Source organism: Paramesorhizobium leguminum (assembly GCF_003217235.1).
GTDB classification, from domain to species: domain Bacteria; phylum Pseudomonadota; class Alphaproteobacteria; order Rhizobiales; family Rhizobiaceae; genus Paramesorhizobium; species Paramesorhizobium leguminum.
In genome coordinates this window covers 1-25720 of sequence record NZ_QJTF01000016.1, presented here as the reverse complement: position 1 = coordinate 25720, position 25720 = coordinate 1, and the positions used below count along the sequence as shown (strand labels likewise).

Sequence of the window (25720 nt, the reverse complement as noted above, 5' to 3'; positions counted from 1 at the left end):
TTTTTATGAAAATCATAATCACTTTAAGGCGAGGCCCTCTCGCCAAGGATTGCCGAACGGCACGGGCGCTCCATATTTTTTGATATTTGGAGGCAGGACCATGCCGGGAAAATCAGTAGCCATTGCCGCAGTGATCTGCGTTGCCGGTCTGGCGCTGTCAGGCTGCGTGACTGAAACAGGCTATTACGCGGGATATTACGGCCCTGCATATGATGGCTATGGCCCCGCGTATGATGGCTATTACGGGCCAGCTTATGGCGGCTATTATGACGACGGCTTCTATTATGGCCGCAACTCCTGGCGTCAGTGGTCCATCCCCAGCCGCCCCGCCTACACTGTTCCGGCGACTCCATCTCGTCCCGCCTATATTCCCGGCCGCCGGTTTCCGCCACTCAACCCGGCGCGCCCGGATGACACCCGCCCCGGCCGCCCCGCTCCGATGATCGGTCAGGGCGCAATCGTTCCGGCCACTCCAGCCAGCCCAGCCTCTATTCCCGGCCTGCCGATCCAACGGCTCAATCCGGCTCGCCCGGATGATGCCCGCCCGGCCCGCCCTGCTCCCATGATCGGCCAAGGCGCGACTCTGGTGCCCAGTAAGGCAAAACGCTGCATTGATGGAAGCTGTTGAGACAATATGTATACATAAGGAGTATACTTGATTTACCATCTTAGTTAAACTGTGATATATTTGAATACTCTAGTTCATATACAGATTTAGCTATAATATATACTCATGTACTCCAGAGTATAGACTTCAAAATCAAAGCATTAGTGCAATTTTCTGATTCACATCCAGAAGTAATTTCCAGCCCCATTACAGCCCTCGCTGGCTGATTGCGCGGAAATACCCGTCTCCCGCCCTTCCCTGCCACACGGCACTGGGCTATTTTGGGCCATAAATCAAATCGCAAGGTGCAGCGCCGTGTCCCATCAGCCTAGTTCCACCGAAGCCCCAAATTCCATCGAAGCCAAAGACATCGCCTATCAGCTCCATTCCTACACCAACGCCCGCAAGCAGGAGGCCGAAGGCTCCCTTGTCATAGAGCGCGGCGAAGGCGTTTATGTCTTCGACAACAATGGCAAGCGCTATATCGAGAGCATGGCAGGGCTTTGGAGCGTCGCTGTCGGCTTCGGCGAAAAGCGGCTGGTCGAGGCCGCGACGCGCCAGATGGCCAAGCTGCCTTATTACCACACTTTCACGCAGAAGACGCATGGCCCATCGGTTGACCTGGCTGAAAAGCTGATCGCCATGGCACCCGTGCCGATGTCGAAGGCCTATTTCACAAATTCCGGCTCCGAGGCCAACGACACTGTGGTCAAGATCGTCCGCTATCGCTCCAATGCGCTGGGCAAGCCGGAAAAGAAGAAAATCATCTCGCGCCTTAAGGGCTATCACGGCGTGACGCTCGCAAGCGCCAGCCTCACAGGCCTTCCTAACAATCACCGTGCCTTCGATCTGCCTATGCCCGGCATCCTCCATACCACATGCCCGCATTACCGTGCGGGCGCGGTCCCCGGCGAGAGCGAACTCGAATTCTCCCAGCGCTGCGCCAACGATCTCGAAAGCCTGATCCTGGCCGAAGGGCCGGATACCGTCGCCGCCTTCATCGGCGAGCCGGTGATAGGCGCCGGCGGCGTGATCGTGCCTCCGTCAGGCTATTGGCAGGCGATCCAGGCCGTTTTGAAGAAATACGATATCCTGCTGATCGCCGATGAGGTCATCTGCGGGTTTGGCCGCACGGGCGAGATGTTCGGCTCGACGAAATATGAAATCGAGCCCGACATCATGACACTGTCCAAGCAGCTCTCGTCTTCTTATTTGCCGATCTCCGCCGTGCTCATCAATGACCGCATCTATCAGCCGATCGCCGACGAATCCGCCCTCATCGGCACCTTCGGCCATGGTTTCACCGCCAGCGGCCATCCCGTAGCCGCGGCGGTCGCGCTCGAAAACCTCGCCATCATCGAGGAACGCGATCTGGTCGGCAATGTGCGGACGCTTAGCCCGCATTTTCTCTCGCGCTTGCGCGCTCTGGAAAGCCACCCACTGGCCGTGGAAGCGCGCGGCGTCGGCCTCATCGGCGCGCTCGAAACCTATCACGCAGCCTTCGCGGAGAAGCCGGGCGCGCTTGGCGCCGCACTCAACCGCGCCATGCACGAGCGCGGCCTGATCGCGCGCAATCTGGGCGATACGATAGCCTTCTGCCCGCCGCTGATCATCAACGAGGCACAGATAGACGAAATATTCGATATCGTCGAAGCATCGTTCGACGCGGTGAACGCGACGATCGACAATGGCAAGGCTTGATGCCTATGTTGAGTATCGTCTTTGCTGTGAAGTACGCAGCGCAGCCCGACGCTTTCCGGCAATACAATCAGCGGTAAATTGTGTTGACTTTTCAGCAACCACAGATATGATTGCGCCGGTGTAAAATTACGAACCATCGGGTTTTTAAAACACGGCTTTCTGCGTCTATGGCGCCGCATGAGGAGGTTGTTGTCTGAAAAAATTTTAAGACTATTGAGCTTCCAAGGCCATTATCTATTTTTTACTGCTGTTTTCGGGGAGGGCGCCCCCAATCCATTCGCCTCAAGTCATCCCCGGAGTTAAACGCGCACCCGGCACCGCCGTCGGGCTGGCGCACTACGAGGAAAATGTTTTCATCGTCCGCCCCAGCGTGTGAGACGATTTCAGGTACGCCCCTGAAAAAGTAGCCATTACGATAAAGGAGGAATTTTCGGTCACCCAAAAAACAAGTAAATCCTTAAATATGCTGAATATGTATTTTTAATCTTTTAACAACAAGGAATATTACCATGAGCGACACTCTACAATATTCAACCACCCCCTCTTTTATCTTCGACCGCATCGACTGGCAGGTAAATGATTTTCCCAGCCCCATTGCCAGCGCCGCCGCGCCGGCCCTGACTATCTTTAAGGATACCGCCTTCTGTATGCACCGCGGACCCGGGGTCAACCAGGAGCTATTCCACTTGCAATATATTTACGCTAACCAACAGTGGAGTCCGGAAACGAATGTTCCCGGAGGCCAGCAGAGCGTTTACGGCCCAGCGCTGGCTATGCTGGGCCCGAATGTGCCGAACGGCGATAAGCTATACTGCGCCTATACCGGTACCGATACCGATACCTATATTACCAGCAGCACCGATGGCATATACTGGAGCAATCCCCTCGCCGTCAGTTCCAAAGCGAGCTTTGCCCCGGCAATGACTTTGTTTAAAGGCGCGCTGTGGTGTGTAACCACCCTGTCCTGGGATAAAAATCGCTTGATCGGATTGAAAAGCAGCGACGGCCAGCACTGGACCGCTGTACCTATGGGCACAAACCATACTTCCAAGGCGGCTTCATTAGCTGTATTCCATGATAAGCTGTGGTGCGTATTCCGCGGCCTCGACGATAAAAACCTGTATTATATGACCTGCGATGGAGCCTCCTGGACAGCGGCGAAACCGATCCCAAGACATACCACAGACTGCGAGCCGGCGCTTGTCTTTGTCGCCGGTGATAATAGCCAGATTCCAGACCGGCTGTTGTGTCTATACGGAGACAGCAATGGCGATCCTTCACTGTATTACACATACACCGAAGATGCGGGTCCCAGCGGTTGGACAGAACCCAAGAAAATAACAGGGGACACCATCAAGCGCGCGAAAGGCACCGGCGTCGGGGTAGTTGTGCACAATAGAATACTCACATGCGTATTCCGAAGCGCAGCTGTGTGAATATTTAACGTCAATAGTGGCGACGGTGAACACCGCTACCGCACCATTATACTCCACTATCAATTCTAGTTATTGAACAACAATACTTTATAAACAAGGAATATTACCATGAGCGACAACCTTAAATCTACCTTAGCAGTTTCTCCTTCCGTCATTGATGATACCATGGTCTGGTTCCCGCCGAAGAATCTGATTGCCACTCCTACAAATCCCGCCACCAGCGCCGCCGCGCCGGCCTTGACCGAGTTTCAAAACAAGGTGTGGTGCATGCATCGTGGCGGTGGAGCGGATACGTCGTTACGGGATTGGACCTTGCCCGCCGACAACGCTGGCCTCAACGCCGACTGGACAAGCATAGGGACGGTTCCCGGCGGTCAGCAAAGTGTCGCCGGCCCTGCGCTGGCTGCTATGAATAATCAGCTATACTGCGCCTATCTTGGCACAGATGCTCACATATGGGTCACGTACAGCAGCAACGGCATAGACTGGAGCAATGCCCAGCCCATCATTTCCAGAGCAGGTTTTGCCCCGGCATTGACGTTTTTCAACGGTTCGCTGTGGTGTATGGCCGCTGTGTCAAACCGCTTGGTCCTCATGTCGAGCAGCAACGGTCAAAACTGGTATTCCGTAAACATGGGCGGCAATTACTACACGTCCAAGGCGCCGGCACTGGCTGTATTCAATAATCAACTATGGTGTGTGTTCCGCGGCCAAAACGATAAGGGCCTTTACGCCATAACCAGCACCAACGGAACGAGCTGGAACGGCCCAACAGCAATGGGGCATTACAGCGATTGCGAGCCGGCCCTCGTCAATATAAAAAGCACTTCCGTTACACCGAATGTAAACGTGCTGTTTTGTGTATACGGGGACAGTGAAGGCAGCACCACGCTGTGGTATACATACACGGAAGAATCCCCCAACAAGTGGATCCCGCGAAAGGAATTAAAATCGGATTTGCCGAGCCTCCCCATCCTGCGGGCGCCCGGAACCGGTGTGGGACTGTCCTCGAGTACGAATATTACTTGCTGCGTATACCGGGCTGCAACAACCTCGTAACTTGAATATCGACGACAAGGTGATCCACTTCAATGCGTGGGTCACCTTATCGCCCGCGTCGTGGGCTTTCCCGGCTTGCCCCGAAAAGTCCCCAGCGAGACTGGTGCTTATTGCGCAAAGCACTTTTGGTCTTTTTCACCCCCTGTTCCGGGGAAGGCTGCACCGAACCCTCCGGCGGATAGGCAAGCGTATCGCTTAATCGCGCCTTGTCTTCCTCGGGCAAATCCGGGAATGGCAGCTTTTCGGCGCGGCGCCATGCCGCCACCCTTTTTTCCGCTTCCGCCTGCTTTGCCTTGTCGAGCGGAAGATCGTCCAGGCCGTATTGGACTGATGATGGGAACGCGAACTGAACGCCGGCGTCATCCACGATCTTCATGATATGCAGGAGAATATCCTCGCGTATCGCCAGGAATTCAGCATTATCGGCTGTCTTGATATAGGCGAAAATCTCGATATCGAGCGAATAGTCGCCGAAACCGGCGAAGCGCACATGCGGATCTTCCGTCACGCGCGGATGCGCGATGAAGAGTTGACGCAATTGGGTGAGCACATAGCGCAACTGGTCCGCCGTCGTCTCGGACCGCAATTGCAGTGTCGTGTTGAACCGGGTGCGGTCGCGCCTTGCATAATTTTCGATCTTCATGTCGGCGAAATCCGAGTTCGGCACCGAAATAACCGTGCGATCGAGCGAGCGCACCCGCGTGGAACGCATCCCGATATGCTCGACCGTGCCGAGCGTATCGTCGAACTTGCAGAAATCGCCGACACTGACCGGCCGGTCGGCATAGAGCGTGAGCCCGGAGAGGAAATTCTGCAATGTCGGCTGCGCGGCGAGCGCCACCGCCAGACCGCCGATGCCCAGGCCCGCCAACACATGCTCATAGGGCAGCGAAAACACCTGCGCCAGCATGAGAATGGCACCGATGACAATACCCGCGCGTGCGACGCCTGTCAGAAGCGCGATCAGCGTATCGTGATAGCCGGGTCCCGGCCAGCGGCGGCGGTAGGCGTCCGCAACCGTGCCCACGAGATGCCAGAGAACCGGAACGGCGCCGGCGAGGATCGCCACCCAGGCCAGTCCCTTGACTGTGGTCGCCACCATCGCGGGCAGCCCCAACAGGCGCAGCGCGGCAAGCAGGAAAAGCCCAAGCAAGATGGCGCGCACCGGCCATGCCAGCACTTGTAAAAGCGGCGTCGTTTCACCCGTGGAAATAGCGGTGTTACGGCGAGAAAAAATGCGAAGCACGGCGTTGACGATAAAACCGCACACGATGCCAAGGCCACCCAGAATGCCAAGCGATAGCCATTGCCACCATTCAACCGGGCCCGCGCGCTTAAGCAGGGTTGGGCTGAGCGACCGGGCAAAAGAGCGCGCCTTGAAATAGGCATCATCCCCCGCCGTTGCGGCGAATTCCGGTGCCACCGGCATATCCTCCACCGCCGCATAAAGCGCGCGGATATGATGGAGCGTATCCGGCGTGAACTGCCATATCATGCCTTTGTCGGTCTCGACGGGGCCAACCGCGATATTACCCGCCGGGTGCTGGAAAAAGACGAAAGGCGTCTTGGCTTTAGGATCATCAGGAATTTCCTGCCAGTAGACATAGCCGATCCGGTCGATCACCTTCTTCAGGTAACGGGTGAAGAGCGGCGCTTCGTCGTCGCGAACAGCCGCGTTGACGCCCTGCAGGTTGAGCGCGCTCTCCGCCGGGGCATCGCTGCCGCCGCTGAAGCTGCCGAGCAGCACCTTGAAGGCATCTCGGGGAGTTCGGAGCTTCTCCGGCTCACTCACCGCGTCCACCGGCTCGCCGCGCGCCTTGGAAAGCTCCGCAAGCTTGGCCGTCAGCACGGGAAGCGCCGGCCCGGCAATGAACCATTTGCCGCCCTCGCGCCGGAAGACGGTATCGAACGTCACATTGGTATCGAACTGGCCGAGCTTCGCCGTCGCTTCTTCGCCTTGAACGCGCCCATGCGGCAGGCTCGCCAGGCGGAAGGTCAATTTATCGATGACCGCATAAAGCGCATGCATGTAGTCATTGATGTTCAGGCCACCGCGATCGGCATCGCTGACGGCAACAACGCTCGCCGCCTTGCCGACCAGCGCCATGCCGCCCCCAGCCCCGCGCGAGATACTGTCCGCGCCGCTTTCATTCATCGCCTTCAGAAAAGTGCCCATGGCCGCCATCGGGCTCGATTGATCCACCTGCACGCTCTGATAAAGCGAGGCATCCGCCCGGACCCCGGTCCACCACTCCGCCGTAGAATCTCCGAAGCGCCCCATGAAGCTGGATCCGTCCGGTGACTGGACAAACAGGAAATCGCCCTGCCGGCTCCCCTCGGTCCAGCGTCCGATCAACTGCCTCCCCACAGCCCTGGCCTCGATGCGGCCATTATAGAGCGGATAGCGCCCGGTCACGTCCGCGCCCTCTTGCTGGAGCGTGATCGGCGCGGCGCCATTGGGCCATTTCGTGTTCCACACACCCGTCCAATCGGTAGACGATTGGGATTGAACCTCGGAGACGAGGAACATGAGACTTATGAGCGAAAGTAATAAGAGAAGGAAAGCAAAACGCCAATTCCTTCGAGATGCTTCGCGAGTATTCTTTAATACATACATCAAAAGCCCCTCGTGACCTTTGATGTCGATATTAACTCAGCTTTACTATATTTCCATACAGATAATATATTTTAAATATTGTTTAAAGTATAGTTACAGTACTCATCGATAAACCATTGTTTTAATTCCGTCAAAAATCTTTCAGCCCCCCAAACACCTCTCCACCTAAGCAACCGACTCTGCTACGTTTATCGCGTCGAAGGTTGAAAGCAGTAAGCGCCGGTCCAGGGGCGCGCTGGCGAAGATTGGCAGCGCCAGCCACGGCAAGAGGCCCTTGCCTTCGATTGGAGAAGATATGATGTGGTTACCACCAATATGGTCAATACCAATAAATATCACCTTTGAGATACGAAAAACCCGCACCACCTGGACAGTGAAAGTGCGGGTTCAGTTCGTCTCTTAGGTAAACGGAGACGGGAGATAACACTCCCGTCTCTAGCTCCTCCAATGTATTACGCCAGCCGCTCAGTTTCAAGCCCCTCCGGTTCCTTGATACGAAACCACGCAACATATAGCGCCGGCAGGAACAGCAGCGTAATCGCCGTACCAGCAATGATACCGCCCATCATGGCATAGGCCATCGGCCCCCAGAATACCTCGCGAGCAATGGGGATCAGCGCCAGGCTCGCCGCCGCCGCCGTCAGTGCGATCGGCCGCATGCGGTGTTGCGTCGCCTCAATCACCGCGTCCCAGGGGTGCATGCCTTCCTTGATCAGATCCTCCACCTGCACGATGAGAATCACCGAATTGCGGATCAGGATGCCGATGAGAGCCAACACGCCGAGAATAGCGACGAAGCCCAGCGGCGAACCGCTTGGAAGCAGCGCGGCGACGACGCCGATCAGCCCCAGCGGCGCCACCGCGACCACCAGGAAAAGCCGCTGGAAGCTTTGCAGCTGAAACATCAGGATCGTCGCCATGACGAACAGCATCAGCGGCACGACGGCGATGATCGGCCCCTGGCTCTTGCCGCTTTCCTCGACCGTGCCCGCCGTCTCGATGGAATAGCCCGCGGGAAGCTTGGCCGCGAAGGCATCGACCTTCGGCGCCAGTTCCTCGACGATTGTCATCGGCATCACCCCATCGTTGATACCCGCAGAGACGGTGATGGTTGGGATACGGTCGCGCCGCCAGACGACCGGCTGCTCCAGCTCATAGCGGAAATTGGCAATTGAGGCGAGCGGCACGGATTCGCCCGTGCCGGTGGCGATCTGCAAATTGCGCAGCGTTTCGATTGAGCCCCGCTCCTTGGCATCCGCCCGCGCGATCACATTGATCAGATAGGTCGCGTCGCGCACCTGCGTGATGGTGACCCCGCCGACAACGCTGTTGAGCGTCGTCGCGATTGCCTTGGAGGTAATGCCAAGTTGCCGCGCCTTGTCCTGCATCACATCGACCTTGACCATGCGGGCGGGCTCGTTCCAATCATAGGTGACAATGCCCAGGTGCGGATCTGCGCTCATGATCCCCGCCAGTTCCTGCGACAGGCTGCGCAGCATCTGGATATCCGGGCCAGCGATGCGGTACTGCACCGGCCTGCCAACGGGAGGCCCCAGCTCCAGGAACTTCACATAGGTGTCCGTGCCGACGAAATCCTTCCGCAGCGCCGCATCGAACTGCGCCTTCAGCCGATTGCGCGCCTCGATATTCTTCGCGACGATAATCATCTGGCCGAAATAGGGATTGGCCGGTTGCACATCAAAGGTGAGCACGAAACGCACGGCGCCCTGGCCGATATAGCTGCTCCAGTGGTCGATTTCGGGATTGCCCACGAGCATCACCTTCTCGAAGCGTTCCATCTGCGCTTTCGTCTCCTCGATGGAGCTCGACTCCGGCAGCTTCCAGTCGATCACAAGTTCCGGCCTATCAGAGGATGGAAAGAACTGCTGCTCGATAAACCGCATGCCGAAGACCGAAACCGCGAAGGCGAGCACGGTCAAAATGATGGTCAGCCAATGATGGCGCACCGCAAGACGCAGCACACGCGAGAACGCCATGAAGAACCGGCGCGGCTTCTCCGCGTGGTGCGGCATCGTCGCGGGCAGGAAGGTCACGCCCAAAAGCGGCGCAAACAGCACCGCCACGACCCATGACACGATCAGCGAAACCGCGATGACAACGAAGAGCGTGAAGGTATATTCACCCGCCTGGCTGGAATTGAGCCCTATCGGTATGAAGCCGGCGATGGTCACCAGCGTGCCCGTCAACATGGGAAACGCCGTGTGGGTATAGACATACGTCGCCGCCTTGTTGAGCGGATCCCCCATCTCCAGCCGCGCCACCATCATCTCGACCGCGATCATCGCGTCGTCCACCAGAAGCCCCAGCGCGATGATGAGCGCGCCGAGCGAGACGCGCTGCAACGAGATGTCGAGATAGCTCATCGTCAGGAAGGTGATGGCGAGCACCAGCGGGATCGAAAGCGCCACCACGAAACCGGCCCGGATGCCGAGACTGATGAAGCTCACGACCAATACGATGGCGACGGCCTCGAACAGCGCGCGGGTAAAGCCGGAAACCGCTTCCTCCACCACCACCGGCTGGTCTGCGACCTGATGCACCCCGACGCCAACAGGCAATTCCGCCACGGCCTTGTGCATCATTTTTTCAAGCGCAGCGCCAAAATCCAGCAGATTGCCGTTCGGCTTCATGCCGATGGCCAGCCCGATGGCGTCCTGACCGTTGAAGCGAAAAATCGATGCCGGCGGATCGACATAACCCCGCGTGATGGTCGCCACATCCGTCAGCCGGAAGAAGCGGTCGTTCACTCTCAGATTAACGGCGCGCAAACTGTCTTCCGAGGTGAACTGCCCGTTCACCCGCACACTCACCCGCTCAGGGCCGGCCTCGATGACCCCGGAGGGGGTGATGGCGTTCTGGTCCTGCAGGCTCTGCAGGATGGCTTGTTCGTCAAGACCGAGCGCCGCCAGTTGCCGCGTCGAGAACTCCAGATAGATCGCCTCGTCCTGCGCGCCGATGAGCTCTACCTTACCGGCATTGGGAACGGTCAGCACCTTTGTGCGGACATCCTCGACGTAATCGCGCAATTGCCGCTGTGTCAGCCCATCGCCGGTAAAGGCATAGATATTGCCGAAGACATCGCCGAACCGGTCGTTGAAAAATGGTCCTAGAACGCCTTCCGGAAACGACGTCCTGATGTCGTTCATCATGTTGCGGACGCGCACCCATGTTTCTTCGACATCGCGCCCGCGGGTAGTCGCTTTCAGGTTGACGAAGACGATGGTCTTTCCCGCCGTCGTGACGCTACGGGTGAAATCGAGATCGTCGAGTTCCTCCAATTTTTTCTCGATGCGGTCGGTCACCTGATTGATCGTCTCATCGACCGAGGCGCCCGGCCAGTAAGCCTGCACCAGCATGGTCTTGATCGTGAAAGCGGGATCCTCCTCGCGCCCCAGATCAAGATAGGAAACCGCGCCCGCGATCAGGAACACCAGCATGAAATACCAGACAAGCGAACGATGGTTCAGCGCCCAGTCGGAGAGATTGAAATTCTTCACCGCTCTGCTCCTGCTTGATCAAGCGTGACCTTTTCGCCCGCCTTCAGGCTATGAACGCCCGCCGTCACCACCAAAGCGCCGTCAGCAATACCGCTCGCCGTGAAGCTCGATCCGTTGCGCGCCAGAACCCTCACCTCCTGCGTGCCGACGGTTTGCGTGGCCGGATCGACGATCCACACCGACGTCTTGCCGTTCTCTTCCAGCAGAGCCGAAAGCGGCAGCACCACCGCGGGCTGTAATGACACGGCCCGCGCCGCCGTGATCATCGAGCCCAGCCGGAATGCCGGCGATGGATTGTCAAGCGTAATGCGGACACGCCGCGTTCGCGTCACGGGATCGGATTGCGGCGCGATCTCGCGGACTTGGCCGCTCGCTTGAATGGAAGGCGCCGATTGCAGGATGACGTCGAAGGGCACCCCCACCGGAATATCGCCGATCATGCTATCGGGAATATCAACCACCGCCTCCCTGATATCGGAGCGCGCGATCGTCATCACCGTCTGCCCGGCGGCAATCACTTGCCCCACCTGCGCGGCGACCTGCGACACCACGCCATCGAAATCCGATTTCAGCTGCGCATAACCGCGCTGGTCCTCAGCCTTGCTCAGCGCTGCCTGCGCCTTCTCTACACCGGCGCTCGCCGCGTCCCGCGCCTGCGTTGCGGCGTCATACATGGCCTGGGAAAGATTACCCTGCTCCAGAAGCGCGCGCTGGCGCTCCTCCGCTGCCGAGGCATTGGAAAACTGCGCCTCCGCGCTCGCCAGATCCGCCCGCGCCGCCTGTAGGGAAAGATCAAGCGCGGTCGGATCAATCGTGGCAACCGTCTCGCCCTGCTTCACCGGATCGCCGACATCACCCTCCCGGCTGATGATCCGCCCAAGCACGCGGAAGGCGAGGTTCGTGCTGTAGCGCGGCTCGACCGTGCCGACGAAGCCATAGGTGCGCTGCACCTGCGGTTCGGCCTTAACGTACAGAACGGGACGGACGGGTTCCGCTGCCTGCTCATGCTGTTCGCTGCAGGCGGCGAGGAGGAGGGAGGTGAGCGCGATTCCTATTTTAAGGGAACCGCTTGTAATACCCCCCTCTGGCTTGCCAGCCATCTCCCCCTCATGGGGGGAGATTACGCCGTCATTGGCGGTCGGCACCAATCGCAAATGTTGCAGAATAAACGCCGCGGACCGCGTCAGCCAATCTCCCCCCTTGAGGGGGAGATGCCCGGCAGGGCAGAGGGGGGTACTGTCCCGCCGACATTTCCAGTTTAACAAGAAACGCCTCATTCCCCCGCCCCCTCAACCACATCGACCACCTCTCCCGGACGCAACAACTGGGTTCCCTTCGTCACCACCCTCTGGCCGTCCTTGAGCCCTCCCGCGATAACGACACGCTCGCGCTCATAGCTAAGCACGTCCACCGGAACGAGCCTGACGACATTATCCGCCTCCAGCAGGTAGACGGCAGGCCGTCCCATGTCGGAGGTGAGCGCGCTCCACGGCAGGATCGCGGCCCGCTGTGGCTGCTTCCGCATGGTGCCGGTCACCGTCGCGCCAAGCGTCATCTGCGGCGGCGTGTCGTTTATGCCGATCTTGACGCGAACCGTGCCGGTGGCCGGATTGACCACGGGAGAAACCTCGCGCACCTGGCCCTTTACGGCGATTTTCGGATTGGCGAGAAGCGCGATGGTAACGGCCGGATCGGTTTTGGCATTCGCGACCAGCGACTCCTGCACGTCGAACACCGCGTCGCGCGGCCCATCTTCGGCTATCGCGAAGGCCGTCTCCGTCGCCTGCACAACCTGTCCCACCTCGATGTTGCGCGCCGTGATGATACCGGAAATCCCGGCCCGCAATTGCGTGTAGGAAAGTTCGTCCTGCGCGTTGGCAAGCTGGCTTTGCGCCACCGTCACCGCGCTTTGCGCCGTGCGTAAACCTTCTTCCGCCTCATCATATTGACGCCGCGTGGTGAAGCCTTGATCAAGAAGCGCCTGTTGCCGCTGAAATGCCGACGACGCCTGCGCAACTTGCGATTTGGCCGCATCGAGCGAGGCTTGCGCCGTGCGGATATTGACCTGCTCCGCCGAAGGGTCGAGCCGTGCCAGCACTTGACTGGCGGTGACATGCTGCCCGACATCGGCGTCACGCTCGATGACTTGCCCGCCAACGCGGAAAGAGAGATTGGTGAGTGTGCGCGCAGCGATAGCGCCGGTCAGCGTGATCTCGGGAGCGAAGTCAACATATCTGACGGTCTGGACGGCGACCGCGACGCTATCCTCACCCTTCGCGGTCTCCCCCTGCCTTTCGCACGCAGAGACCGAGGCCGCTATGATGCCGAGGCAAGCGAGCCGTTTCCACCCGGCAATTCCTGAATGGCGCATTCCCCCTGCCTTCTCCTTGACCGCCAATCTCACCCCCGCGAGTCCTTACCCTGCGGAAGAGATACGTCATCCGCGTCAGGATGCAATGCTTTATATTTGAAGGCTTGATTCTCAGTCCGCAATCCGCCATGCGAGAGAGGTGAGATGCCGGGAGGGAAAGATGGCGACGATCAACGAAATTGCTGAACTGAAGGAACTCGCGCGCCGCCGCGTCCCAAAAATGTTCTTTGATTACGCCGATTCCGGCGCCTGGACGGAAAGCACTTATCGCGCCAACGAAGAGGACTTCAAGAAGATCAAGCTGCGCCAGCGCGTCCTGGTCGATATGACCGACCGTTCGCTGGAAAGCACCATGATCGGCCAGAAGGTTTCGATGCCGGTGGCGCTGGCTCCCACGGGCCTCACCGGAATGCAGCACGCCGATGGCGAGATGCTGGCGGCGAAGGCGGCGGAAGAGTTCGGCGTTCCCTTCACACTTTCCACCATGAGCATCTGCTCCATCGAAGATGTCGCGTCCGTCACCAGCAAGCCGTTCTGGTTCCAGCTTTATGTCATGCGCGACCGGGATTTCGTCATCAATTTGATTGACCGCGCCAAGGCCGCCAAGTGCTCGGCTCTCGTTCTGACACTCGACCTGCAAATCCTCGGCCAGCGCCACAAGGATCTCCGCAACGGCCTCTCCGCCCCGCCGAAATTCACCCCGAAGCACATCTGGCAGATGGCGACGCGGCCCGGCTGGTGCCTGGGCATGCTCGGCACAAAGCGCCACACGTTTCGCAATATCGTCGGCCACGCCAAGGGCGTCGGCGACCTCTCCTCGCTTTCCTCCTGGACGGCGGAGCAATTCGACCCGCGGCTCAACTGGAGCGATGTCGAGTGGATCAAGCAACGCTGGGGCGGCCCGCTGATCCTCAAGGGCATTCTGGACGTGGAAGACGCGAAGATGGCGGCGCAATCGGGCGCGGACGCGATTATCGTCTCCAATCATGGCGGACGACAGCTAGACGGCGCGCCCTCCTCCATCTCCGTGCTGCCCCATATCGTCGATGCCGTCGGCGACAAGATCGAAATCCACATGGACGGCGGTATCCGCTCGGGCCAGGATGTGCTGAAAGCGCTGGCTCTCGGCGCAAAGGGCACGTTCATCGGCCGCCCGTTCCTTTATGGTCTTGGCGCGATGGGCAAGGAGGGCGTGACGCTCGCCCTCGACATCATCCGCAAGGAACTCGACACCACCATGGCGCTTTGCGGCAAGCGCCGCGCGGTCGATATCGGGCCGGATGTGCTTTATAGGGAGTAGTGCTTTCCGTAGGTGCCACTGAATGCCCCTCACCCTTACCCTCTCCCCGCATGCGGGGAGAGGCGGACATAAGCGTCTCTCCCCCTCTTTTTTGCCTGATGCAGGGGAGAAGAAAGAGGCGGCCAACGCTGACGCCCCCTCTCCCCGTAAATCACGGGGAGAGGGTAAGGGTGAGGGGCTACGCGGTAACGCTCCGACGATCTATCAATTGGAAAACCTCACCATGCGAAACACCCCCAGCCTTGAAAACTACTGGATGCCCTTCACCGCCAACCGGCAGTTCAAGGCGGTGCCGCGGCTGCTCGCCAGCGCGGAGGGGATGTATTACACCGATGTCGATGGAAACAAGATTCTTGACGGAACCTCCGGCCTCTGGTGCGTCAATGCGGGCCATGGCCGCAAACGTATCGCGGACGCGGTGGCGCGCCAGCTCACCACCATGGATTACGCCCCCTCCTTCCAGATGGGCCATCCCATCGCCTTCGATTTCGCCGAGAAGCTTGGCGAGCGAGCGCCGGGCGGTCCGGACGCGAAACTTGACCGGATATTCTTCACCGGATCGGGCTCGGAATCCGTCGATACGGCCCTCAAGATCGCCATAGCTTACCAGCGCGCCATCGGCCAAGGGACGCGGACGCGCGTGATTGGCCGTGAGCGCGGCTATCACGGCGTCGGCTTCGGCGGCATTTCGGTCGGCGGCCTCGTCAACAACCGCCGCGTTTTCCCGATGCTGCCAGGCACGGATCATCTGCGCCACACCCACAATCCCGAGCGCAACAGCTTCGTGAAAGGCCTGCCCGCCCATGGTGCGGAACTTGCCGACGATCTGGAGCGTCTCGTCGCATTGCACGGTGCGGAGACCATCGCCGCCGTCATCGTCGAACCGGTCGCCGGATCGACCGGCGTGCTGCTCCCCCCGCAAGGCTATCTGGAACGGCTGCGCGCCATTGCCGATAGGCACGGCATTCTCCTGATCTTCGACGAGGTCATCACCGGCTTCGGCCGTCTGGGCGCGCCCTTCGCCGTCGATTATTTCGGCGTCGTCCCTGATCTCGTCACCACCGCCAAGGGGCTCACCAACGGCGCGATCCCGATGGGTGCAGTTTTTTCCAGCCGCCATATCCATGACGCCCTGATGCACGGGCCGGAAAACCAGATCGAGCTTTTCCACGGCTACACCTATTCCGGCCATCCCGCCGCCTGCGCGGCGGGGCTCGCGACGCTCGAAATCTATGAGGAGGAAGGTCTTCTCTCGCGAGGAGCGGAACTCGCCCCTTATTGGCAGGACGCGATCCATTCGCTGAACGGCCTGCCCAACATAATCGATATCCGCACCATCGGCCTCGTCGCCGGCATCGAGCTCAGTTCTCGCAAGGATGCGCCGGGCGCCCGCGCGTATGAAATCTTCACCGATTGTTTCAAAAAGGGCCTGCTCATCCGCGTCACCGGCGACATCATCGCCCTCTCGCCGCCATTGATCGTCGAGCGCGGCGAAATCGATACGATCGTTTCCGTATTAGGCGAAAGTATCAGACGAATTTCATAGTTAAAATTCTCTTTCCAGCGACGCTGTACTCGCCTAAACTTTGGAAAAACTATGGCGAACAGGAACTGCAATGAAAAATCTTTTCCGGTCACTGGGGTTCACCAAGGCTCCCCAGCGGCCTGCCCGGCAGCGGATTTCGCTCGATATTTCGCACATCGCCGTTTACGCCATCGGCGATGTCCACGGCTGCTATGACCAGCTCGTGGCGCTGGAACGCATCATCGAGGCGGATGCAAGCCGCCTGCCCGATCCCAAGCTCATCGTCATGCTCGGCGATTATATAGATCGCGGGCCGGCCCCGGCGGAGGTTCTGGAACATCTCATCGGGCCGCCGCCTGACGGCTTTTATCGCATCTGCCTCATGGGTAACCATGAACTGGCAATGCTCGATTATCTGGATGGGCAACTGCCCTTGAAGGACTGGCTGAAACTGGGCGCGGCCGCCACCCTTTTCTCCTATGGCATCGACGTCGACCATATGAAGAAAACCTACCGTTCAGCGAAAACACTGAATGAGGCCATCCGTTCTGCCATTCCTGAACGCCATGTAGAGTTCCTCCGCTCCCTGCCTATCCTCGTCGATTCAGGCTTCTTCCTATTTGCCCATGCGGGCATCAGACCCGGTGTCCCCCCCGCGGAACAGACGGAGGACGACCTCATCTTCATCCGCGATGAATTTTTCAACAACGCGCATCTGCTCGATCGATGGGTGGTTCATGGCCACACGCCTGTAGAGACGGCGGGTCCGGCCGGGCGGCGGATCAATGTGGATACCGGCGCGTTCTTTTCCGACAGGCTTAGCGCCGTGCGCCTCTGGAATCGGAAGGGCCGTATTCTCTCGACGTGATGTTCGTCTTTACCTCAACGCTATATCCGGCTTCTTGCGCTTTGCCGCCAATCCGGCTTATTTGCGCCAGAGACGCCGGATTGCGGCGGCATCTCTAAATGGAGCCTGCCTTGATATCCCCTATCGATACAATGACCTTGCGCGGCTGCGAGCCTGGAGACATTCCCGAAATCACCGCCATTTACGCCCATGCGGTTCTCACCGGCACCGCGAGTTTCGAGCTTGCGCCGCCAACCGAACAGGAGATGGCGAGACGCCGTGAAGTGCTCACTGCCGGCGGCTTCCCCTATGTCGTCGCCATCGTTGCGGGCAGGCTCGCAGGCTATGCCTATGCCGGCCCATACCGGCCACGGCCGGCCTATGGCAATACGGTGGAAAGCTCCGTCTATGTGCACGAGGATTTTCACGGGCGCGGCATCGGCAAGGCATTGATGATCGAGGTGATCGAACAGGCGGAAGAGCGCGGCTTTCGCCAGATGGTGGCGGTCATAGGCGATTCCGCCAACCGCGCCTCGATCGGCCTGCACGAAAGCCTAGGTTTCAACATCATCGGCACGCTGACATCGGTCGGCTGGAAGCATGGCAGATGGCTCGATACGGTGCTCGCTCAGCGGGCACTTGGACCGGGGGATACGGCGGCGCCTTCAAGAGCTAGATAATTCGCGCTCAGCCTCCCCGCGTCAGAAAATGAATATGCGGCCTTCCGTGATGCGGAGAACGGTCGACATATGTCCGTACACCGAAAACCTCGGCGATAAGGTCCTCGGTCAGCACCGTCTCGGGTGTTCCGATGGCTACCACCCGTCCATGCTGCAAGATTGCGATCCGGTCGCAGAACATCGCGGCCAGGTTCAAATCATGTAGCGCAACCACGCTCGTCACCGGCAGCTTCGCAACCAGTGAAAGGATGTCCAGCTGGTGCTGAATGTCGAGATGGTTCGTCGGCTCGTCCAGGAGAAGTTCCGTGGGCGTCTGCGCCAGCGCCCGGGCGATGTGGACGCGCTGGCGCTCGCCGCCCGATAGGGTGTGCCACGACCGCGCCCGTTTGCTCGTCATGCCTGCGCTGTCAAGCGCGTGGGCCACCGCCTCTTCATCGGTGACGGTCCATGGCGAAAGCGGACCGCGATGCGGCGTCCGCCCGAGCCGGACGACCTCCTCCACGCTTATATGCGCATCGGTTGTTGCCTGCTGCTCGACGAGGGCTATCCGGCGGGAAAGCTGCGCCCGCGGTATCCGGCTGATTTCCTGGTCGCCAAGCGTGATCACTCCGCTTTCCACCCGCCGCAATCCGCAGATCAGCCGCAACAGGCTCGATTTGCCCGAGCCGTTCGGCCCGAGCAGCCCCAGCATCTGCCCCGTCTCGACGCCGAGCGTAACGGAATCGACGATCGGCTTGTTCGAAATCGCCCAGCTCGCCTCCTTGACCGATATGCTCATACCGCCCTCCTCGCCCGATAAAGAATGAATGCAAAAGCCGGAGCGCCGAACAGCGCCGTCACCACGCCGATCGGCAGGATTTGCTGGGGAATGATGATTCGCGAGACGATATCCGCCAGCACCATGAAAATGGCCCCTGCCATGGCGGAAGCAGGGATGAGGCGCAGATGCCCCGGCCCGACAATGAAGCGCGCGGCGTGCGGAATGACCAGCCCGACGAAGCCGATGGAGCCGACAATGCTGACCATCGCCGCCGTCATCAGCGACGTGAGGCCGATAAGGACAATACGCACACGGGTGACAGGGATGCCCAGCGATGCAGCCGCATCGCTCCCGAAGGTGAATGCATCGAGCGCCCGCGCATGGAACAGGCAGACGACAAACCCGCCAAGCGCCACCGGCGCGGCGAGATAGACATCCGGCCAGCGCACGCCGCCGAGGCTGCCCAGGAGCCAGAACATGACGCCGCGCGCCTGTTCCGCATTGGCCGATGTGGTGACGATATAGGAGGTGAGCGCATTGAACAGCTGCGACCCGGCGACTCCCGCCAGGATGATCCGCTCATGACTGCCGCCGGAACCTGCCGCAAGCACGGAAACAAGCGCGAAGGCGACGAGGGCGCCGATAAAGGCACCGCTCGATAAGGTGAGCACACCATAGCCCACCCCCAGGATCATCACCGCCACCGCGCCGGTGGAGGCGCCGGCGGAAATGCCGAGTACATAAGGTTCCGCCAGCGGATTGCGCAAAAGCGCCTGCAGGATAACCCCGGAAAGCGCCAGCGCCGCCCCGCACGCGGCAGCCACCAGCGCCCGGCTCATGCGATAATCCCAGATGACGCCTTCCTGGAGGCGGCTTACCGCGAAATTCGCATCGAACAGCCGGTTGGCGACCGCCTTGAAGGTGGTGATTATCGGGATGGTCATCTCGCCGATGGAGACAGCCATGGCGATGGCGAGAAGGAGGGTGGCGATTGAGAGGAGAGCGAGGAGGAGGAAGGTGCGTTTTGTTTTGATGGAAGCGCGAGGCATACCCCCCTCTGGCTTGCCAGCCATCTCCCCCTCAAGGGGGGAGATTACGCCTTCATGACGGTCGCCACCAATCGCGGAAGTTGAAATGTGAGCAGGCCGGTTCGTGTCAGCCAATCTCCCCCCTTGAGGGGGAGATGTCCGGCAGGACAGAGGGGGGTACCTGCCCCGCCAGCGTTTCAAATTCAAGCGCTCGCTCACTTCGCCAACCCAAACGCCCTGATACCATTCGCCAGCGCCTCGATCCCGTCGATCGTTCGGATCGTCGGGTTCATCGCCTGCGCGTCCATCATCACGAAGTGCCTTTCCTTCACGGCGTCGAGCTGGCTGGTGACGGGATCGGTTTCGAGAAATTTGACTTTCACAGCCGGATCATCGGCGGCGTAGCGGCGACGGGTCATTTCCGCAACCACGATCACTGCCGGATCCTTGGCTGCGATCGTCTCCCAGCTAACCAGCGGCCACTCCTCATCGGTATCGATAATGTTCTTCGCGCCAAGCGCGCGCAGCATATAAGCGGGCGCACCGTTCTTGCCCGCAACGAAAGCGTCGCCCTTAACATCCTTGCTGGAAAACCAGAAGACGACCGGCAACCCGGTAGCCTTATCTCCAGCGATGGAGGTAATGGCCTCTGCCTCGCGCCTTTTCAGGTCCGAAACGAGCTTCTCGCCACGGTCCGGAACATTGAATATCTCTGCCAGTTCACGAATCTCCTGATAAACCAGCGCCATCGTGAACGGCTCCTTGCGTACGCCGTCGCCACCGCCGGAATTGTCCTTGGCGACACAATCGGCGGGCGAGATATAAGTCGGAATGCCAAGATCGGAGAACTGCTCCCGCGTGCCGGCTTGCCCTTGCTGCCCGACATCCCACTCGAACTGCGCGGCGACGAGGTCCGGCTCCTGTGCGACCACCGACTCAAAGCTCGGGCTGTTGTCCGCAAGTCGCTTGATCTTCTCGTTTTCTTTTTCGAACTGCGGCAGAACCGGGCCCACCCAGACCGCCGTGCCCACGATCTTGTCGGCAAGACCGAGTGAAAGCAGAATTTCCGTGCTGTTCTGGCCGATAGCCACCGCCCGTTGCGGCGCCTTGTCGAATGTGACCGATGCGCCGCAATTCTGAAGCGTCAGCGGATATTTCGTCTGTTCAGACGCATAAGCGGACGAGGCGTTTGCGACAAGTCCCAGGGCAACCGTGACGACGAACGCGCCTCCCCGAGCGCGCCGGTGAGCGAAGTCTTGCATGATTTTTTCCTCTCCGGGCAACCCCGCCCGTGAACTTGGATTTCTGATGTGACGGCAGGTCTCCTGGCTCACGGATATCTGCCTTACATCTGCCTTCCCGCCGGTAATCGACCCGGCAGTGGCATGGCACCCAAAAAGGCTGCCACGAGGATATCAGGCAATCCGCTTACAGTTGCGGGGGCAGCCACGGTCTTGGTCCCGATTGGGTCGTCCGCACCGTGTTCCCTATTAATCCCCCTGGAAGTCATCCCTCGGGGAACCGTCGCCTGATTTCTTAAAGTGCGCATTAGGCCTCCGTCAAGATGAAGCTGCGTTTGAACAACACGGTTCGTAACGTAATAACGTTACGCATGTCAATACGAAGGCAGCATCGCAGTCAGAACGGCCGACGTTTGAAGTCACAAGAATAATTTAGAAATAAAACCACTGGCAGCAGAATTTCATCAAAACTGTACTTGCAATTACCGCAACAAAAGCCCTATGCAGGTGAACAATACGAATATACCGCCAGACAGATTCGGCCTTTCTGCCATCCGGATTTCCACAACGATGACGCGCGCTGCCTTCCCTTTGGGCATTCAACGCAGGATAGCGAATAGGCTGTTGACTCTTAAACAATAATACTATTTATCTCTCGCAACTTGTTGGGGGACTCCATGCACGAAGCAAATGATCGAGGCCTGAAGGACGTCCTGATCTGGCTCAGCTATGCTGGCCTCTTTGTCGTCGTCTGCCTCGTGGTCAATGAATTGCGCGGCCTTCTCGCCTAAAAGCTCCCGGCCCCCAAGCTATCCGCGCATCACGGGATAAATCTCCAACTACCTGAAATATCTGGAATATTTCAAACAGTTTGACTCGTTAACGCGACGGGACCACACTTCTCACCCAGGCAACTCCGCTTATTTTGGCTATATCATCCGTAGCCCTGTCGAAGCTCAATGGAGGGAAACATGCCAATAAGGGGTGAATATCCAGGTACCGGATCAGCCTATAGCAACGAAGATTGGCGCATCATGCAGGCGGCTTATCATAGAGCTGCCGCCATCGTCGATAAAGGCTCCAACGAGAACTGGAAAGCCGACCGGCTGGCACGTGAGGTGATGCGCCTCTTCAACCTTGGCTACAGGGATATCGAGGCGCTGGCTTTCGCCGCGGCCGATAGCGAAGGCAACCGCACGGAGCAGGAAAAGAACCGTCTTGCCGCCATTTGACCCGTTCGTTCTTTGCCAATAGAGCGCCGGACTGCCGTCCGGCTTATGCGTGAGCCCAAAACGCAGTCGTATAAATTTCTTCTTAATTAGTGGAAATTGCCCCCCATTTGTTAGGGTTGCGACTCACCCCGTATTTATCGCACAAATTGCAGGCCGGATGTTCCATCGGCACTGAGGCCCGACCCCCACCCGCAACCATCATCCAGGTCGGGCCTCTACCCCTCCCCCTCATGACAATTGCGCTTCTCCGATACAAAGCGCCCTACCCTTAATGGTGCGGTGAATTTACGTCCGAGCGAACGTAGTCACGTAAAAAAAACGGCGGGCCCCTATGGCAGCCCGCCGTCCTGAAGGAACTATGGAAGCCTTGCTTATTCCATCTCGGTATAAGCGCGCTTGCCGTTCCTGTACACGGTCCCGTCATTGACGCGAACCGTCTTCGAGGTGCGGATCGTGCGCTCCGGCAGAACCTCCGTACGATTGACGTACTGATTGCGGGTTACCACCCGGGGACGCTCGTGAATGCGCGTCACGACATTCTCACGCACGACCGGCTGAACGTGATTGATCTTCACGATCCGGTTCACGTGACGCACATAACGGGTGTTGTGAACGTCACGAACGCGCGTCAGGTTCCGAACCTGGCGAACGGTCTTGTAGCGATAGGCCGTTTCCGAGGTCGGGGCCGCATAGGCGCGGTTGACGATCGTCTTGCTGGTCCGGATATGACGGGTCGGCAGGACGTTCGTCTGGGAACCATAACGGTTCTCACGGATCACGGCGGTCCGGTTGTGGACGCGCGTGACCTGATTTACCCGCGTGACAGGCTGAACGCGCGTCACGTTTACGATGCGCTTGGTATGCGTAACGACGCGGGGACGCTCAACGTCACGATAGCGAGTGACATTGCGCACCTGGCGTGTGGTCTGCCCGTCACGATAGATCGTGTTGACCTTCGTCGTAGGGATAGACCTCTTTGCTTCCTGCGCTTCCGCAGATACCGATATGGCGACCATGGAGGCGCTCGCCAGAGCGGCAATAGCAAAGATGGTTTTGAAAGACTTCATCATGACTTCTGTCTCCTGGGGGTTACACAAACAACACTTTCTCACAAATAAGTCCTCCGCTTCCCCAAGCTGGCAAGGACCTACCACAGAAGTCTAGTCGATAATATTTACCAATGTACAAAGGAAAACAGAAACAACACTTATTCTACTTTAAAATGTTCCAGATAATTTTTAATTATTTTAGAAATATCAAACAATACTTCATTGATATACATGGACACTATCCAGACAAAATTATATGTATTTCTTATTTCATCTTCTAAAATTTTAAATATTACAAGGAACGTCAGAATGAGTATGTTTGTAAGAGTGAGTCTGGTTTTTGCGGCTTTCTTCTGTCTTTCTCAATCAGCCTTTTCCGCGTCGGATACTGCCTGCCACGCCTCCGCCATTCGCAGTCTCCAGAAACTCTCCCCGGATGGATATGCGGTATACCGCGCGATGACGGATAAGACCCAGTTCATGACCTGGATAACCTGCGAGGACATCCAACTTGACCTTGCAACGGCGGTGCATGAATCCGTGCACACGCTCACGGAGGAGCAGGATGCCTATCCGCTCATCGGCGGCGGCAGCATTGCGCGCCCGCATGCAACCGAACAATTCATGCCCCCGAAAGAAATCGCCGGACAAATGGCAAAGAAGTTCAAGGACCCGCTCTTCATCGATACGTATCTGAAACCTGGATCGGCGACCTCGTCCGATAATTTTATGTTCCTGCTGGATGAGCTCAACGCCTTCAGCCACGATTTGAACGCGGCAACGAAGCTCACCTCCGTGCACACCGGCAATAGCCGGCCCGACCACCGCGACGGTTTGGCGGCGATGATGGCATTTGTCACCGCCTACGCAGAGGACGCGCGGAAGAATAATCCCGAGACCTGGAAAGGCATGAACGAGCCGAACACAGCCAAAGTCATCAATACGCTCTGGAAACAGGCTGAAACGGTGATGGCCGCGTCCTGCGGAATACCGGATTTCGGCACGAATGACCGCGAATATCTAGGCTATGTCTGCAACAACGGAAACGCGGCAGCTTTGGGCGACATTCTTCACCACGCCCCTTCCTGCCCGGCGCGCTGCCTGTCCAGCCCCATCACGGCTTCGGCGCGATAAAGCAAGTCCCAGGAAAAGTGGGAACCGGTTTTCCGTCCGTGACTTGCGACACAATTGCCTGGTACTTGCGCCGGCAATAAATCAATTCCAATTAGTTCTGGGCCAGCCTTCGGTCAGTCCAGAACCATTCCGAAGACACTTCGCGGAATCTATCCACATCTATCCACATATATTTAGAGTTACTGATAATTTATTTTAATCGATTTTCTATTATCGGAACGCCTAAATTTCCATGTATCCGCAAACCGCACGCTTCGTAACACATCACTAAATATGTTATTTTTAGCAATTGTGAAATTGCAGCCAGGAATAAGATATAATGAAATTCTTTTTAACGCCATATCTAAACCATACGTATACCTCGTTCGCCATTTTTACTGCGCAATAATTCCTGATAATGCCACATAAAGGGCCATATTCTCACTTAGATACTATGGATAGCAAATTGGCATTAACTAGCTGATAATAAAGATAAGAACATTGCTCTTGCCAGTTGCGCGGACTGCTGAAAATTATTGCCTGCGAGATGCCAACCATAATGATTCTAGAGGAGCCAATAATGTTGGAAGAAAAGAACCCAAACGAGATCATCGAATTCACCGCTGAGATCGTAACCGCCTATGTCAGCAACAATTCGGTTTCGGCCACCGATCTGCCGTCCCTGATCGCGGAGATCCACGCATCTCTGTCCGGCTTGCTCATGGAAACAGTCGCGATGCCTACGGAGAAGCCGGCGCCTGCGGTTTCCGTCAAGAAATCCATCACGGACGACTACCTGATCTGCCTGGAGGACGGTAAGAAATTCAAGTCGCTAAAGCGGCACCTGATGACCCACTACGGATTGACCCCTGAGGACTACCGCGCGAAGTGGGATCTGCCGTCCGACTATCCGATGGTCGCGCCGAATTATGCCGCCACCCGCTCGAACCTTGCCAAGCAGATGGGGCTGGGGCGCAAAGCCAAGGCGGCTGAACTGGCAAAGCCCCGCAAGAAGGCTGCCTAGGCTTTCTAGGTCCTTGATCGGAATTCGCCCAAATCCGGGATTCCTCTGGGATTCCTTGACAGCGGTATATTGCCGGAATGAGGTTTGTGAGCAGGATATTCTCGTCCCGTTTGATCCTGCTCAATTCCTTCGATATTTGCCCGGTAGGTGCCTCAAAAATAGCTAGGGTCTGTCGGGCGTCAACTGAAACGCTGATAAGAGAAGTCATTCTCGGGCTTGTCCCGAGAATCTGCCATAAGAAAAACATAAGCGATTACCGTCCTGACAGATTAGGCCTCGGTAGATTCTCGGGACAAGCCCGAGAATGACGGCGAGAGGGGCGATGTTTCGAGCTAGCTCTGACGGACCCTAAAATCTCAAAATAGCAGAATGCGTTTTTGAGGATAAATTATGCGTGACAGCGGGTAATTCGGCATTCTCCTGATGAAATATGATCTGGAGGCCTCTGAAGTTCATCCGTTTACGACACCGTGTTTCGTCCGGACTTGTATAAAAATATAAAAAAAGCCCCTCCCCATGAACTGACCCCCGAAAGTTGGATGTCAACCTTCGGGGGTTTTTCATGTCCAGGCACAGCACTGCTTTCAAGCATTCTGTTGTGGAATTTTATCG

Annotated in this window: 19 protein-coding genes and 1 riboswitch; of the genes, 11 read left to right on the top strand and 8 right to left on the bottom strand. The window is 58.0% G+C overall.

From position 1 onward, the window contains the following. The first annotated feature begins 100 nt into the window (after positions 1 to 100). From C7477_RS13255 to C7477_RS13240, 4 genes are all read left to right on the top strand, one after another. Positions 101 to 628 carry a hypothetical protein gene (locus C7477_RS13255; RefSeq protein WP_110752894.1) on the top strand — a complete coding sequence of 176 codons (528 nt, stop codon included), beginning with the start codon at positions 101 to 103 and terminating at the stop codon, positions 626 to 628. A 294-nt stretch (positions 629 to 922) separates the two neighbouring features. Beyond that, positions 923 to 2308 (top strand): aspartate aminotransferase family protein, encoded by a 1386-nt coding sequence (locus tag C7477_RS13250; RefSeq protein ID WP_110752892.1) that lies wholly within the window; start codon positions 923 to 925, stop codon positions 2306 to 2308. Between the two features lie 509 nt (positions 2309 to 2817). Next, positions 2818 to 3744, top strand: a complete 927-nt coding sequence (locus C7477_RS13245; RefSeq protein WP_110752890.1) for a hypothetical protein — start codon at positions 2818 to 2820, stop codon at positions 3742 to 3744. Between the two features lie 108 nt (positions 3745 to 3852). Then, positions 3853 to 4803: a hypothetical protein gene (locus C7477_RS13240; protein WP_110752888.1), complete on the top strand. Its 951-nt coding sequence runs from the start codon at positions 3853 to 3855 to the stop codon at positions 4801 to 4803. 46 nt (positions 4804 to 4849) lie between these two features. On the opposite strand, the gene C7477_RS13235 is transcribed toward C7477_RS13240, so the two are convergent. The 4 genes from C7477_RS13235 to C7477_RS13220 form a co-directional block, all read right to left on the bottom strand. Then, the gene (locus C7477_RS13235) at positions 4850 to 7282 is read right to left on the bottom strand and encodes a mechanosensitive ion channel family protein (RefSeq protein WP_181418416.1); all 2433 of its coding nucleotides are present in this window, start codon (positions 7280 to 7282) and stop codon (positions 4850 to 4852) included. 590 nt (positions 7283 to 7872) lie between these two features. Next, the gene (locus C7477_RS13230; protein ID WP_110752884.1) at positions 7873 to 10938 is read right to left on the bottom strand and encodes an efflux RND transporter permease subunit; all 3066 of its coding nucleotides are present in this window, start codon (positions 10936 to 10938) and stop codon (positions 7873 to 7875) included. Continuing rightward, complete coding sequence (locus C7477_RS13225; RefSeq protein WP_110752882.1) at positions 10935 to 12038, bottom strand: efflux RND transporter periplasmic adaptor subunit; 1104 nt, start codon at positions 12036 to 12038, stop codon at positions 10935 to 10937. Before C7477_RS13225 ends, C7477_RS13230 begins: the two co-directional genes overlap by 4 nt. Before the next feature lie 173 nt (positions 12039 to 12211). Beyond that, on the bottom strand, positions 12212 to 13309 hold the full coding sequence (locus C7477_RS13220; RefSeq protein WP_110752880.1) for an efflux RND transporter periplasmic adaptor subunit: 1098 nt from the start codon (positions 13307 to 13309) through the stop codon (positions 12212 to 12214). 160 nt (positions 13310 to 13469) lie between these two features. Here C7477_RS13220 and C7477_RS13215 point away from each other — a divergent pair, with 160 nt between their 5' ends. The 4 genes from C7477_RS13215 (at position 13470) to C7477_RS13200 (ending at position 17661) form a co-directional block, all read left to right on the top strand. Continuing rightward, entirely contained in the window at positions 13470 to 14609 is a 1140-nt protein-coding gene (locus C7477_RS13215; RefSeq protein WP_110752878.1) for an alpha-hydroxy acid oxidase, read from the top strand. Between the two features lie 223 nt (positions 14610 to 14832). After that, positions 14833 to 16155: an omega-aminotransferase AptA gene (gene aptA / locus C7477_RS13210; RefSeq protein ID WP_110752876.1), complete on the top strand. Its 1323-nt coding sequence runs from the start codon at positions 14833 to 14835 to the stop codon at positions 16153 to 16155. Positions 16156 to 16225: 70 nt separating this feature from the next. Then, entirely contained in the window at positions 16226 to 17002 is a 777-nt protein-coding gene (locus C7477_RS13205) for a metallophosphoesterase family protein (protein WP_110752874.1), read from the top strand. A 131-nt stretch (positions 17003 to 17133) separates the two neighbouring features. Then, the gene (locus C7477_RS13200; RefSeq protein ID WP_245411837.1) at positions 17134 to 17661 is read left to right on the top strand and encodes a GNAT family N-acetyltransferase; all 528 of its coding nucleotides are present in this window, start codon (positions 17134 to 17136) and stop codon (positions 17659 to 17661) included. Positions 17662 to 17668: 7 nt separating this feature from the next. Here the strand turns inward: C7477_RS13200 and C7477_RS13195 are convergent, their stop codons facing one another. From C7477_RS13195 to C7477_RS13185, 3 genes are all read right to left on the bottom strand, one after another. Continuing rightward, positions 17669 to 18439 carry an ABC transporter ATP-binding protein gene (locus C7477_RS13195; RefSeq protein ID WP_110752872.1) on the bottom strand — a complete coding sequence of 257 codons (771 nt, stop codon included), beginning with the start codon at positions 18437 to 18439 and terminating at the stop codon, positions 17669 to 17671. Continuing rightward, a complete protein-coding gene (locus C7477_RS13190; RefSeq protein WP_110753010.1) occupies positions 18436 to 19470 on the bottom strand; it encodes a FecCD family ABC transporter permease in 1035 nt (344 codons plus the stop codon). Before C7477_RS13190 ends, C7477_RS13195 begins: the two co-directional genes overlap by 4 nt. Before the next feature lie 194 nt (positions 19471 to 19664). After that, entirely contained in the window at positions 19665 to 20711 is a 1047-nt protein-coding gene (locus C7477_RS13185; RefSeq protein WP_110752870.1) for an ABC transporter substrate-binding protein, read from the bottom strand. Between the two features lie 36 nt (positions 20712 to 20747). Next, a riboswitch (cobalamin riboswitch) is annotated at positions 20748 to 20990 on the bottom strand. A 671-nt stretch (positions 20991 to 21661) separates the two neighbouring features. On the opposite strand from C7477_RS13185, the gene C7477_RS13180 reads away from it, so the two are divergent. Next, positions 21662 to 21922: a hypothetical protein gene (locus C7477_RS13180; RefSeq protein WP_110752868.1), complete on the top strand. Its 261-nt coding sequence runs from the start codon at positions 21662 to 21664 to the stop codon at positions 21920 to 21922. Positions 21923 to 22293: 371 nt separating this feature from the next. Here the strand turns inward: C7477_RS13180 and C7477_RS13175 are convergent, their stop codons facing one another. After that, positions 22294 to 22992, bottom strand: coding sequence for a hypothetical protein (locus C7477_RS13175; RefSeq protein WP_110752866.1), 699 nt, complete (start codon positions 22990 to 22992; stop codon positions 22294 to 22296). A 210-nt stretch (positions 22993 to 23202) separates the two neighbouring features. Here C7477_RS13175 and C7477_RS13170 point away from each other — a divergent pair, with 210 nt between their 5' ends. Continuing rightward, complete coding sequence (locus C7477_RS13170; RefSeq protein WP_146226100.1) at positions 23203 to 24105, top strand: hypothetical protein; 903 nt, start codon at positions 23203 to 23205, stop codon at positions 24103 to 24105. Between the two features lie 559 nt (positions 24106 to 24664). Beyond that, on the top strand, positions 24665 to 25108 hold the full coding sequence (locus C7477_RS13165) for a Ros/MucR family transcriptional regulator (RefSeq protein WP_110752862.1): 444 nt from the start codon (positions 24665 to 24667) through the stop codon (positions 25106 to 25108). The last annotated feature ends 612 nt before the right edge of the window (positions 25109 to 25720 follow it).